The sequence below is a fragment of the Sphingobacterium sp. HSC-15S19 genome (assembly GCF_050433745.1).
GTDB classification, from domain to species: Bacteria; Bacteroidota; Bacteroidia; order Sphingobacteriales; family Sphingobacteriaceae; genus Sphingobacterium; species Sphingobacterium siyangense.
In genome coordinates, this window is record NZ_JBNPWQ010000045.1 from 29714 (window position 1) to 42602 (window position 12889).

A 12889-nucleotide genomic window follows, 5' to 3' on the forward strand; every position below is an offset into this window, starting at 1 on the left:
TTAGACTGTAATAAATTGTAATGGCGCAAGGTTCGAATTTTGTTGATTATGTGAAAGTGTGTTGTCGTTCTGGACATGGTGGGGCAGGTTCGGCTCATTTGCACCGTGACAAGCACACAGCTACCGGTGGACCCGATGGTGGTGACGGCGGTCGTGGAGGGCATATTATACTGAAAGGAACGACTAATCTCTGGACGTTACTCCATTTAAAATATCGTAAGCATATTATTGCGTCAAACGGTGAGTCTGGCGGCAGTTCTTTGCGTACTGGGGCAACTGGACGTGATGAGATCTTGGAAGTGCCATTGGGTACGATTGCGAAGGATGCAGAGACGGGAGAGGTGCTGTTCGATATCACAGAAGACGGTGAAACCAGGGTATTGGTTCCGGGGGGGAAAGGTGGTTTGGGCAATTGGCATTTTAAATCCCCTACGCAGCAGACACCGCGGTTTTCGCAACCTGGTCTTCCTGGTAAAGAGCAGTGGATGATTCTCGAATTGAAAGTTCTTGCTGATGTTGGACTGGTTGGATTCCCGAATGCTGGTAAATCAACGTTGTTGTCAGTCGTCTCTGCTGCGAAACCAGAAATCGCAAATTACCCCTTTACAACACTGGTGCCTAATTTGGGTATGGTGAGCTACCGGGATAACCGTTCCTTTGTTATGGCCGATATTCCGGGTATTATCGAAGGCGCTTCAGAAGGAAAGGGATTAGGGTATCGTTTCTTGCGGCATATTGAACGAAATTCTGTTTTGCTGTTTATGGTGCCTGCCGATACCGATCGGACGATCCGTGAGGAGTACGAAATCTTATTGAATGAACTGACTGCGTATAATCCAGAATTGGCAGATAAACCCAAATTGCTGGCTATTACCAAGTCTGATATGCTCGATGAGGAGCTGGAGAAGGAAATGGAGCAGGAGCTACCGGAAGATGTACCCTATATTTTCATTTCTTCGGTGACAGGTAAAAATATATTGCCATTGAAAGATATGATCTGGAAAGCAATCAACTCTTAAAAGTTGAATACATAAACAGCAAAGGCGCTCCACACCGTGAAGCGCCTTTGCTGTTTCTATTAAATGCTATATGTTGCTAAAAAAAGAACATTTTATAAGTTTTTTTGTTAATTTCATGCTATTATTTTATCCCGGATGGAAGGCTGGTTTTTAGCCCCATTACCAAATTAAATCTAAATGAAAACAGCAGACGAAAAGTATTGCGTAGAATGCGGCAAGTTGATCAATATCAAGGCCGAGGTTTGGCGTAAGACAGCCTATATTTTACGCCAACCAACCCTTTCAGCAACAAAATAACACGTTTCAGGATGACAGATGGCTGCCGGCATTGTTATTTTGCTTTTTTCTAGGCCCTTTTGGAGCACATCGGTTTTTTTTGGGGCAAATTGGTACTGCCGTTATTCAGCTGCTTACCTTGGGCGGTTGTGGTATCTGGTATCTGATCGATTTGATTATGATTCTTGTCGGAAAATATAAGGATGCAGATGGCAATTACATTAAGAGTCCTATAAACAATAATTAATGATTTATATCCTGCTGAAATACCTTAAATATCATTGGATCTATTCGTTGGTATTGGGGTATTTCGGGATTGCTATAGGCTTATATCTTTTCACGGATATCCATATTCTTGTTCCTTGCCTTTGGAAGGCTGCAAGTGGTTATGATTGTCCGGGATGTGGTCTTACTACCGCTTTGATTGCTTTGTTGCGCTTGAAGTTTCGAGAAGCCTGGCTAGAGAATCCATTGATTTATATGCTTGTTCCGCTATTGACAGGTCTGATTTTGAGAGACTTTGCAACGTTTTGGAAGAAAGAATTAGTTGAAGAATAAAAAAACAAAAAATGTTTTCACTTTTAAGTGATATGTCGTAACTTTGTCTCCCGTGAAAATTAAAGTAGAGTCTTTATTGGTAGGTGCCTTAGGAAACGGTTTGTCAATCGTGATGATGCATTGTTAATTGATATTTAGCCCATTTGAGGGCTTTTTTTATATCCAATCAAGAACGCTTTAAAATTCATAAAAGTAAGGATACACATTTTATAATATTACATCGATAATGACCAACTACAGCAAATTGCCTGCAATTTTAGTTTTAGAAGATGGTACAGTTTATCACGGTAAAGCCGCTGGTAAAATTGGTACGACTACTGGGGAAATCTGTTTCAACACAGGAACAACTGGTTATCAAGAGATTTTCACAGATCCATCTTATTTTGGACAAATCATGGTAACCACCAATGCTCATATTGGTAACTATGGTATTGATGAGGATGATACCGAATCAAATCAAATTCAGATTGCGGGACTAGTTTGTAAGAACTACAACATCAACTATAGCCGTAAAATGGCTGATGAATCTATCCAAAGCTACTTTGAAGAGGGTAATTTAGTTGGTATTTCTGATGTGGATACCCGTTTATTGGTGCGACATATCCGTGATAAAGGTGCGATGAATGCGATTATTTCTTCAGAAACATTGGATGTTGAGGAATTAAAGCGTCAATTGGCTGAAGTTCCTTCAATGGATGGACTTGAGCTGTCTTCAAAAGTAACAACAGCTGAGCCTTATTTCTTCGGTAATGAAAATGCTTCGTTACGTGTAGCGGTTTTGGACTTAGGCATTAAGAAAAATATCTTGCGTAATTTTGAGGCTCGTGATGTATATACAAAGGTTTTTCCTGCGAAAACAACATTTGAGGAAATGGAGAAATGGAATCCGGATGGTTATTTCATTTCCAATGGTCCTGGCGATCCAGCACCGATGGATTATGCAATCGATACGGTAAAAGCTATTTTGAATGCAAATAAACCGATGTTTGGTATTTGTTTAGGTCACCAGATTTTAGCATTGGCAAATGGTATCCGCACAAGCAAATTGCATAACGGACACCGTGGTATCAATCACCCGGTGAAGAATATTATCGCCAACCGTTGTGAAATCACTTCGCAGAACCACGGTTTTGGGGTTGTGGCTGAAGATATCCAAAATTCTGAGAACGTCGAAATTACACACGTTAATTTGAACGATCAGTCTATTGAAGGTATCCGTATCAAAGGACAGAAAGCATTTTCGGTGCAATATCACCCAGAATCATCACCGGGTCCACATGACTCGCGCTATTTGTTTGATGATTTTGTAGCGATGATCAAAAACTAAATTGTACAATATTATATAAAAAACCCTTCAGATCTTGAAGGGTTTTTTATTGTATTTATTTGAACAGTTATGCCGATGGGGCATATTTAATTCATAATAAATAGGGGAATAAATACATTTTTTATTATATTTGATTGTGAAAAATGTCTGTAGACAAGAGTGTGTCTTATCTACACTAAGTAATGAAAATAAATTATAGTCTAATAAAGAGATGAGTTTAATTATCGATGTTCATGCGCGTCAAATTTTGGATTCGCGCGGTAACCCTACAATTGAGGTAGATGTTACTACACAAAATGGTTTTGTTGGTCGTGCAGCTGTTCCTTCAGGTGCTTCAACTGGTATTCACGAAGCAGTAGAATTGCGTGATGGTGACAAATCAAAATATCTAGGAAAAGGTGTTTTGAAAGCTGTAGAGAATGTAAACACTAAAATTGCAAAAGCACTAGAAGGTGTAGATGTTTTCGAGCAAAATGCCATCGATAAAATCATGATTGATTTAGACGGTAGCGAAAATAAAGGAAACCTGGGCGCAAATGCTATTTTAGGAGTTTCTTTAGCTGTAGCGAAAGCTGCTGCACAAGAGTCGCGTCAACCATTATACCGTTATATCGGTGGTGTAAATGCGAACACGTTGCCTATCCCTATGATGAATATCATCAATGGTGGTTCACACTCTGATGCACCTATCGCATTTCAGGAATTTATGATCATGCCTGTGGGTGCGCCTTCATTCTCTGAAGCTTTGCGTTGGGGTACTGAGGTTTTCCATACCTTGAAAAAAATCTTACATGACAGAGGTCTTTCAACTGCAGTAGGTGATGAAGGTGGTTTTGCGCCAACTTTTGAAGGTACTGAGGATGCTATCGAAACAGTTTTGAAAGCGATTGAAATCGCTGGTTACAAACCAGGTCAAGATGTTTGTTTAGCGTTGGATTGTGCTTCTTCTGAGTTCTACAAAGACGGTAAATACGATTATACGAAGTTTGAGGGTGATAAAGGTGCTGTACGTTCTAGTGAAGAACAAGCAAGCTATTTGGCTGAATTAACAGCTAAATACCCTATTATTTCTATCGAAGATGGTATGGCTGAAGATGATTGGGCTGGATGGAAAACATTGACTGACAAAATCGGTGACCATGTTCAATTAGTAGGTGATGATCTTTTTGTTACAAATACAAAACGTCTTCAACAAGGAATTGATACACATACAGCAAATTCAATTTTAGTGAAAGTAAATCAAATCGGTTCATTGACTGAAACAATCAATGCGGTTACTTTAGCTCAAAATTCTGGTTATACTTCTGTGATGTCACACCGTTCGGGCGAAACTGAAGATGCGACTATCGCTGACTTAGCTGTAGCATTGAACTGTGGACAGATCAAAACTGGTTCTGCTTCACGTTCTGACCGTATGGCTAAATACAATCAATTGTTGCGTATCGAAGAAGAATTGGGTGGTAATGCCCGTTTCATCGGTAAAAACTTTAAATACGCTAAAAAATAAGCTAAAGTTTGATTTTTAATAAAAAAAGCCGAAGTATCTTCTACTTCGGCTTTTTTTTGGGGCAAAATATATTTTTCTATTGGTGCATCATGGACCCGATCTGATAACTTGTCTTAAAATAAGGTATTTCCTGTGTTTTTGTTGGGATAGGTTAGATCCAAGTCGAATGTTGTATTCAGTTTTTTGATAAAATGTGTCGCCAGTAACGGTGATTCCACCTCAATATTCTGGTGGATAAAGAAATACAATTTTTGCAACCCGTTTTCCCGCCATAGTTTCAGAACATCAATCCATTGATCCAGTCGATCATAGTCTGTTGCATGATTTGCACCTACATATCGAACAAAAGCAATCGGGGTGGTCAGGCGCATATGAAGCATATCTCTCCGGCCTGCAGTATCGACCAGTACATTGGTCACATTGGTTTCCTCCAACAGTGCATAGAGTTCTTTTGTTACTTCGGGTTTGGAAAACCAATCTTTATTTCGGACTTCCAACGCTAGCGGGACTTCTTTTGGCCAGTCATGAAGAAATAGTTTTAAACGGGCCATGTCCTTTGGATTATAATTGTCGTGCATCTGAAGAAAAGCCATTCCCAGTTTTTCATCGAAATGAACAATGGAGTCCGTAAATAATTTTACTTTATCACCGGTATTCAGTAGTCTGCTGAAATGGCTGATGGACTGTGGTATTTTTGGGAAGAACTTGAAGTTAGCAGGTGTTTTCTTTTTCCAGGTCTCTACCTGGTCTATGCCAGGTGAATTGTAGAATGTAGCATTGAGTTCAATGCTGTTAAACTGTGTGGAGTAATAAGCAAGTTCGTCTTTTGTACCTCTGGGATAAAAGCCTTTTAAATCTTGTTTATTCCATTTTGCACAGCCTACATATACCTCAAAAGGCTTGTCTATTTTGAAGTGCTGTAATAAGGTTAAGGTTTCTGGTGTAGTAGGAGGAAGGGTAAAATCGATTTCCTCGGGATGTTCTACTTGGCCGAATTTCATATCAGTTTTTTCTTAATTTATAATCAAATAATAGATGAGCCAACAATGCCAACAGCGTATAACATGTGCCTACGAAAATAACACCGGGCCATTGGAAGTGTTGCCATGCTTGTGCAGCAAAAAAAGTGCCTGTTGATCCGCCAATAAAATAGCTGACCATATATACGGTATTTAGTCGGTTGTTGGCACCGAGGTTTAGCGCATAGAAATCGCTTTGATTTAGGATATGCATCGACTGTAGGCCAAGATCGATGAGAATAACACCAAGGATCAGGCCCCAATAGTAATTGCCGAAGAGGGCGAATAATAACCAGCTGAGTAACATCAATAGGATCGCGTACAAGATGATTTTTGCTTTGCCTATATAAATAGTTAGTTTATTGACAAAAGCAGCGGCAAGCGCCCCACATGCACCGACGAGGCCAAAGGCTCCAGCAGTTGCCGGGCCATCAAAGAAAGGTGGGGCTTCAAGATGGAAAACAAGCGTTGTAAAAAATGCAGAAAAAGCCCCAAATCCCATGGCTCCACGAAAAGCCGCCAACTGTAATACAGGTTGTTTCCTGGCAAAGTTCCAGACTGATCGCATCAATTCCTTATAAGAACCTTTAAAATTAGGCAGTACCTCTGGTAGCTTCAATGCGATGGTGATGGCTGTAATGACCATAATTGCTGACGCTATCCAATACATTTCGCGCCAGCCAAAGTAGGAGCCGACAAACCCGCTTACAACTCTAGAGAGTAATATACCGATCAGCAGACCCGACATAACCATACCAATCGCTGAAGCCTGCTTTTCTTTGCTCGCAAGTTCGGCTGCCATGGGCACAAAAACCTGTGGAATAACAGATGTGAAACCTATCAAAAAGCTGAATAGCAATATGGATAGGATAGAAGTGGACATGGCCATACCTACCAAAGAAAAAATAATGAAAAAGAAATCGATCAAGATCATTTTTTTTCTTTTAAACATATCCCCTAAAGGAACGATCAATAACAGGCCAAAGGCATATCCGATCTGCGTTAACATGGCCGAATTACTGACCGTAGCCTCGTCAATATGTAGGTCTTTGGCAATCAAGCCCAATAATGGTTGATTGTAATAATTATTGGCGACAACTAAGCCTGTGGCGATGGTCATCAACCACAAGGTTGCTTTGGATATTTCGTTTTTGGAGTCTATTGTTTGCGACATGAGCAATTAATGTAATTCATCCCAGAGATCCTGAAATTGCTGTTTCAATGTTGCAACTTCCTGTTCCAATTGTCCAATTCGATCGAGTAAGATCTGGTCATTCGAGGAGCCGCTCACCGGACCACTATTTTCATAGGCCTCCAGATTGATTTCTCCTAATAAATGGATGTAGCGGACTTCTTTATGTCCCATTTGTTTAGGTAAGGACTTAAGATAGCCTTCTTGTGCCAATTTTTCCAATTGTTCATTGATTTCGCCCAACGACTCAAATTCATAAAGTCTTCCGGAGTTTGAATTAATTTCGCCGGCGGTCAGCGGTCCTCTGAGTAGCAATAAACAGACAATGGTTAATTCAGAGGGAACCAGTGGAAATTGTATGGCAAAATTGTGTTTGTACTTTGTTACGCGAGATCCACCGCCAACAACTGTCGAGATTAAGCCCTTTTTCTTTAATATATCCAATGTCGCAATAATATCTTCTTCTGTATATTGTACAACCGGTTTGCGGGAAGTTTTTTGGTTACAAGCAGCTTGTAAGCTGTTGATTGTCATCGGATAATATTCTGGAGTTACTTTTGATTTTTCGATTAGTGAGCCTAGTACACGTTGTTCCATGGCAGACAATTGGGGCAAATTAGTTGTTTCCATTTATTTTGAAGAATATAAATTTATGATTGAATGCAAGCATGCTGTTATGGCAACATAACATTGGCTTGCTGTTTTGTTTCTTCTCAAAGATGCCCTTTTTCTCATATAACTCCAAAAGATCTTTTTCTTATCTTCGCATGAGTAATAGAAGTTTTTAAGGTGCTTAAGATAGCTTTTCGTCAAGAATTTGTCCACCCCGTCAAAGAGGGGCATCGATTTCCGATGCTGAAATACGAGTTGATTCCTTTACAGTTAAAACATGAAGGTCTGGCAGATGAGTCAAGTTTTTTCAGTCCTGAGCTTGCGAGTTTTGAGACATGCTGTTTGGTCCATGATCCAGTGTATGTAAAGCAGTTGTTTGAGCTTACTTTGGATTCCAAGATGGTCCGTAGAATAGGTTTTCCATTAAGTCAAAGCCTTGTTGATCGGGAGCGATATATCCTAGATGGGACGATCCGTAGTGCTAAATATGCACGTGAGTATGGTGTTGCTTTTACCATTGCAGGGGGGACACATCATGCCGGTTATGATTTTGGTGAAGGCTTCTGTCTGATGAATGATCAAGCGACTGCCGCCGGCTACTTGTTGAAGTATAAATATGCTAGCCGTATCCTCATCATTGACCTGGATGTGCACCAAGGAAATGGTACCGCCCATATTTTTGAGGGGCATAACCAGGTGTTTACCTTTTCAATGCATGGTGAGAAAAACTATCCCTTTGTCAAACAGCGTTCCCATTTGGATATTGGCTTAGCAGATCATATTACGGATATGGAATACCTCACTTTATTGGAAGAAAGTTTGGTTGGTGTATTTCGGGAATTTGAGCCTGATTTCGTTTTCTACCAAGCAGGGGTCGATATTTTGGAAACAGATAAGCTGGGTAAATTGAACTTAAGCAGCAGTACCTGTCATCGAAGAGATGAATTGGTCTTTCAAATGTGCCATAAACACAATATCCCTGTTCAAGTAAGTATGGGCGGAGGTTATTCTCCAGAAATTAAAGATATTGTCAATGCACATTGTCAGACTTTTAGAATAGCAATAGATATATATAATTTATAAGATAAGAAATATGTTTTTTCACCAAGATGCAACTTTTGAAGCGTTATCTATTCATCGTGTAGGCAATAAAGCGCAAGATGAATTTTATATTTTGTCGGATGCCCCGGTATCTCTTGAAGGAGATGAAGTGTTACCTGGACTCCTGATGCAGTATTTTATGAGCCCTTTTGCAAAGGTGAATGAAGTGTATCGTTTATATCATCCCAATGGAGAGTTGGAGCTGAATGAGATTTTCTATTTTGCAAGACAGTATTTTAAGGAGCAGCTTCCATTTCATGATTTTTCCCAACAAATTTCAAAACACCTTTATGAGGTATCCAACCATCCTAAAATTAAGGCTGGAGAGGTCTATGTAGTTGCCTTAAAAAATGTGCAGATCGAAGGGGAAGAACATGATGCGATTGGTATTTTCAAATCTGAGAATAAAGAGACTTATCTGAAAGTATATCCGGAGCAAGGTGCTTTTATGTTGGAATATGAGCAGGAGGCGATCAATATCAATAAACTGGACAAGGGCTGTATTATTGTCAATGTGGAAGAAGAAGAGGGGTATAAGGTGCTGGTTCTCGATCAGACAAACCGTCAACAGGAGGCTGTATATTGGAAAGATGAGTTTCTGCAGCTTCGCGTGCGTAACGATAATTTCAATCAAACGGGGAATTACCTGAAAGTGTATAAGAACTTTGTTCAGGAAAAATTAGACGAAACGTTTGAATTGGAGAAAGCGGACAAGATTGATCTGATGAACAAATCCATGAATTACTTTAAGGAAAAGGAAACTTTTGTCCAGGAAGAGTTTGAGGAGGAAGTCTTGGGCAACCCGCAGGCGATTGCTTTATTTCAGGACTTTAAAGCAGGTTTTGAAGATGAATTTGACTCTCCATTTCAGGCAAGTTTTGAAATAGCAGATAAAGCGGTAAAAAAAATGGAATCTTCTTACAAGTCTGTTTTAAAGCTGGATAAGAATTTTCATATCTATGTTCATGGTAAACGTGAATATCTTGAGAAAGGTTACGATGAGGATAAAGGCATGAATTATTACAAGGTCTATTTTGAGAACGAAAGCTAATCGTTTTATATCATTATTTGAATGGAAAAGCGCAATAAAATAGCTGTTTTCACGCTGCTGTTACTTCTGATTGGAATTTTTATTTTCTCTCTGATTGAGAAACATAGCCAATGGATTGAGGTGTTTTATGCGCGCGGCTTTTACCGTTTCTATAGCCATGTGCCAAGATTTATTTTTGGTTATGTTCCTTTTAGTTTAGGTGATCTATTTTATGCTATAGTCGTTGGATCGTTACTTTATTCAATTGCTAAATTGATCGGAAATTTATGGAAAGGAAGATGGAAGAATTCCTTTCGTCCGGTTCTACTTATCATAAATTTGTTATTGGGTCTCTATTTTTTCTTTTACCTATCTTGGGGCCTGAACTATTATCGTGAACCAATCAGTACCAATGCCAATTTGCAAGTTGATAGCTTAAAGTTAGCCGATTATCTCGTGGTTTTGAATGGGTTTCTGGATAGTACTAATAACTTGCGGGAGCATGTAGATCCATCCCAATGGGAAGAGCATAAAGAAGCTATTCAAACAGATTTGAGTACATGGGTACAACAGGATACGGCTTTTGCTGAATTCTTGTCAAGGGGTCACATTAGGGCAAAATCACCCATAAATAGCAGGATAGTCTCTTTTTTTGGTGTCTCGGGCTATTTTAATCCATTTACTCATGAAGCACAGGTTAATAAAGCAATGCCAGTCACCTTTTTACCTTTTACTACAGTGCATGAACTTGCACATCAACAGGGAATTGGTTTTGAAGACGAGGCGAATTTTATAGCTTTTGTTCGCTTACAGCAACATCCACAGTCCTTTTACCGATACTCGGCTTATCTACAGACCACGCTTTATATGTTACGTGAACTGCAGAGTATGTATCCTGATTTAGGAAAAGATTACAAGGGAAGATTAAGCGCGAAAGTATTGAAAGACGTGGAAAAAGAACGGTATTTTTGGAGTCAATACACGGGCTGGGTCGACGATGTGATGGGATTGTTTTATAATCAATACCTGAAACATAACAATCAACAGGAAGGAATAGCACGGTACGACCGTATGACGCGGTTGGTATTGGCCTATGAGCTTAAAAGAAGAGGGTGTAGATAATAATGAACCCATAAAAAAGGCGTATTAGAGAATAATACGCCTTTTTTATGGGGTAAGAATTTCGTTATTGTGTTGAAATTAGTTCAAATGTACCTTCAGTTCCGGCGCTGCCAGAATAAATTTGTCCTTGAGGCAACCCTCTCAATCCGGTGGGAGCAGTTTTAATCCGATCATAGATGTTTCTCAAGTCTGTGTTTGCATTGACAGCCCGTCCACCTGCAGCTACGTCTCCATAGATATAGTTCGCCGCTTTTTTGTTTGTTGTTTGCGGTTTGAGACTGCCATTTGTTAAAGTGACTTTAATTTTTCCTCCGTTCCCATTGGGAAAAGTTTTGGTGCCATTAAAAGCGTCATCTCCTTTTGCAATGATATAGAGGGAACCTAATTTTTGAAAATTAGCATTGATGTCAAAGTTTGCACCGTTATTCTTTCCATCGGTTCCATAGATGGTTGCCTTATTTCCAATTTCAGCGTAACCAATCGTTAGCTTGACATTTTTCTTGCCATAGAACGAAAGGGTCGCATTGTCTTTCATGATTAAAGTATCGATGTGCATGACGACAGTTGAGTCTCTATTATCGATGTTTTTTTTTGCCTTTTTGCCAATTTCCAGTTTAGAAATATGTTGTGTTTCTTGTGCTTTCCCAGTGAAGGTCATTGCAAAGCAAAGAAAAAAGCCTAGAATAAATTTAAATTTCATAAAACTTTTAATTAATTATAACTAACTAGTAGTTTGACAAATAAAAGGTAAAAGAGTTTAAATTTTAGCGAGATATTTTACAATTAATTTGGCAGTTTTCTCTGATGCCCCAGGAGAACCTAGTTTCTCAGCCAAAATATCGTAGTTTTCCATCACACTGGCGCGATGAGCTTTATTATTGATAAGTTCGCCTACTTCATATGAAATATCATATGCCGTGCAGTCTTCTTGAATCAATTCCCTCACTGATAAGAAATTATTAATTAGATTCACTAGAGAGATAAATTTAACCTTGATGACTAATTTGGCTATCCATACAGATATTGGGTTAGCCTTATAAACGACAACCTGAGGTACTTTCAGAATACCTGTTTCAAGAGTAGCCGTCCCACTTGTAACGACTGCGGCTTCTGCGTTATGGAGAATATCGTAAGTTTGATCGAAGATCACGGGAATATCAATACCTTTAAAAAACTGCTTGTAGTAGGCTTCATCAAAATTAGGAGCACCGGCGATGACAAATTGATGAACAGGAAAGAAAAACGGAAGTTCGGCCATGATAGGGAGAAGCTTGGAAATTTCCATTTCGCGGCTTCCCGGTAAAAGGGCGATCAGTGGTTTTTCTGAAAGTCCATTTTGTGCTCTAAATTGGGGATTGAAATTATAGGTTGAAATCGCATCCAAAAGTGGGTTTCCAACGTAATCAACGGGCATGCGCCACTTTTTATAAAAATCTACCTCAAAAGGCAAAATACAAAACATATGGTCGACAATCCGTTTGATTTTCTTTACGCGACCTTGATTCCAGGCCCACACTTTAGGGGAAATATAATAGCATGTTTTGATTCCATGTTTTTTTGCAAAATCAGCAATTTTCAAATTGAAGCCCGGGAAATCTATTAGAATGACGGTGTCCGGTTTTTCTTTTAATAGATCATTTTTAACAAGTTTGAGATTCCTAGATATCTTTGGCAGATTTTTTAAAACTTCTATAAAGCCCATAAAAGCCATTTCTGAAGTATGTATCAATGCTTTTTTTTCGGCCTCTGCTTGCATTAGATTTCCCCCGACTATTTGGAAAGTCGCATTGGGGTCTTCAATTTTTAATGCTTTAATAAGATTGGCACCATGTAAGTCCCCTGAAGTTTCACCTGCAATAAGATAGTATTTCATATGTCAACGATTTATTCTTTAATGATCATTTGGAATATCTTTTATCGTTAAAACTGCGTTTCGTCTTAACGATGAGTACTTCATTGAAATGATCGTTTTTTGAACTGTTAAAGATAAGATTATTCTAGGTATATGATGACTTTGAACATATTATTCCATATCTTTCCTCTATAAATTAACTATAATACAGTCCCCTTGCGCATTGGGTTTTGCGATTTTCCTCTTCGAGTTTGGTCAGCCGTAAGGCTGGCAT

At 39.1% G+C, this 12889-nt stretch carries 13 protein-coding genes; 8 read left to right on the forward strand and 5 right to left on the reverse strand.

Annotation, left to right across the window (positions count from 1 at the left end; all coding sequences use genetic code 11):
- Positions 1-20 precede the first annotated feature (20 nt).
- The 5 genes from obgE (at position 21) to eno (ending at position 4687) form a co-directional block, all read left to right on the forward strand.
- Complete coding sequence (obgE, locus tag L1283_RS25195; RefSeq protein WP_429626582.1) at positions 21-1019, forward strand: GTPase ObgE; 999 nt, start codon at positions 21-23, stop codon at positions 1017-1019.
- Positions 1020-1347: 328 nt separating this feature from the next.
- The gene (locus L1283_RS25200; protein WP_429626583.1) at positions 1348-1542 is read left to right on the forward strand and encodes a TM2 domain-containing protein; all 195 of its coding nucleotides are present in this window, start codon (positions 1348-1350) and stop codon (positions 1540-1542) included.
- On the forward strand, positions 1542-1853 hold the full coding sequence (locus L1283_RS25205; RefSeq protein ID WP_120332611.1) for a DUF2752 domain-containing protein: 312 nt from the start codon (positions 1542-1544) through the stop codon (positions 1851-1853). Before L1283_RS25200 ends, L1283_RS25205 begins: the two co-directional genes overlap by 1 nt.
- 226 nt (positions 1854-2079) lie before the next feature.
- Positions 2080-3180 (forward strand): glutamine-hydrolyzing carbamoyl-phosphate synthase small subunit, encoded by a 1101-nt coding sequence (gene carA, locus L1283_RS25210; protein WP_429626584.1) that lies wholly within the window; start codon positions 2080-2082, stop codon positions 3178-3180.
- Positions 3181-3391: 211 nt separating this feature from the next.
- Positions 3392-4687: a phosphopyruvate hydratase gene (gene eno / locus L1283_RS25215; RefSeq protein WP_046675452.1), complete on the forward strand. Its 1296-nt coding sequence runs from the start codon at positions 3392-3394 to the stop codon at positions 4685-4687.
- Positions 4688-4800: 113 nt separating this feature from the next.
- Here eno and L1283_RS25220 read toward each other — a convergent pair whose 3' ends face one another.
- The 3 genes from L1283_RS25220 to L1283_RS25230 are packed head-to-tail and all read right to left on the reverse strand — an operon-like array spanning position 4801 to position 7528.
- The gene (locus L1283_RS25220) at positions 4801-5688 is read right to left on the reverse strand and encodes a DUF72 domain-containing protein (RefSeq protein ID WP_088162227.1); all 888 of its coding nucleotides are present in this window, start codon (positions 5686-5688) and stop codon (positions 4801-4803) included.
- A 1-nt stretch (position 5689) separates the two neighbouring features.
- Complete coding sequence (locus tag L1283_RS25225; RefSeq protein ID WP_429626585.1) at positions 5690-6880, reverse strand: MFS transporter; 1191 nt, start codon at positions 6878-6880, stop codon at positions 5690-5692.
- Positions 6881-6886: 6 nt separating this feature from the next.
- Positions 6887-7528 carry a YceH family protein gene (locus L1283_RS25230; RefSeq protein ID WP_145328650.1) on the reverse strand — a complete coding sequence of 214 codons (642 nt, stop codon included), beginning with the start codon at positions 7526-7528 and terminating at the stop codon, positions 6887-6889.
- Positions 7529-7687: 159 nt separating this feature from the next.
- Between L1283_RS25230 and L1283_RS25235 the strand changes: the two genes are divergently transcribed.
- The 3 genes from L1283_RS25235 to L1283_RS25245 are packed head-to-tail and all read left to right on the forward strand — an operon-like array spanning position 7688 to position 10763.
- A complete protein-coding gene (locus tag L1283_RS25235) occupies positions 7688-8593 on the forward strand; it encodes a histone deacetylase family protein (RefSeq protein ID WP_244294511.1) in 906 nt (301 codons plus the stop codon).
- 10 nt (positions 8594-8603) lie between these two features.
- A complete protein-coding gene (locus L1283_RS25240; protein WP_153848845.1) occupies positions 8604-9662 on the forward strand; it encodes a nucleoid-associated protein in 1059 nt (352 codons plus the stop codon).
- Positions 9663-9683: 21 nt separating this feature from the next.
- Positions 9684-10763 carry a DUF3810 domain-containing protein gene (locus L1283_RS25245; RefSeq protein ID WP_429626586.1) on the forward strand — a complete coding sequence of 360 codons (1080 nt, stop codon included), beginning with the start codon at positions 9684-9686 and terminating at the stop codon, positions 10761-10763.
- 64 nt (positions 10764-10827) lie between these two features.
- Here L1283_RS25245 and L1283_RS25250 read toward each other — a convergent pair whose 3' ends face one another.
- Entirely contained in the window at positions 10828-11463 is a 636-nt protein-coding gene (locus L1283_RS25250) for a hypothetical protein (protein ID WP_429626587.1), read from the reverse strand.
- Between the two features lie 57 nt (positions 11464-11520).
- Positions 11521-12636: a lipid-A-disaccharide synthase gene (gene lpxB, locus L1283_RS25255; protein ID WP_429626588.1), complete on the reverse strand. Its 1116-nt coding sequence runs from the start codon at positions 12634-12636 to the stop codon at positions 11521-11523.
- Between the last annotated feature and the right edge of the window lie 253 nt (positions 12637-12889).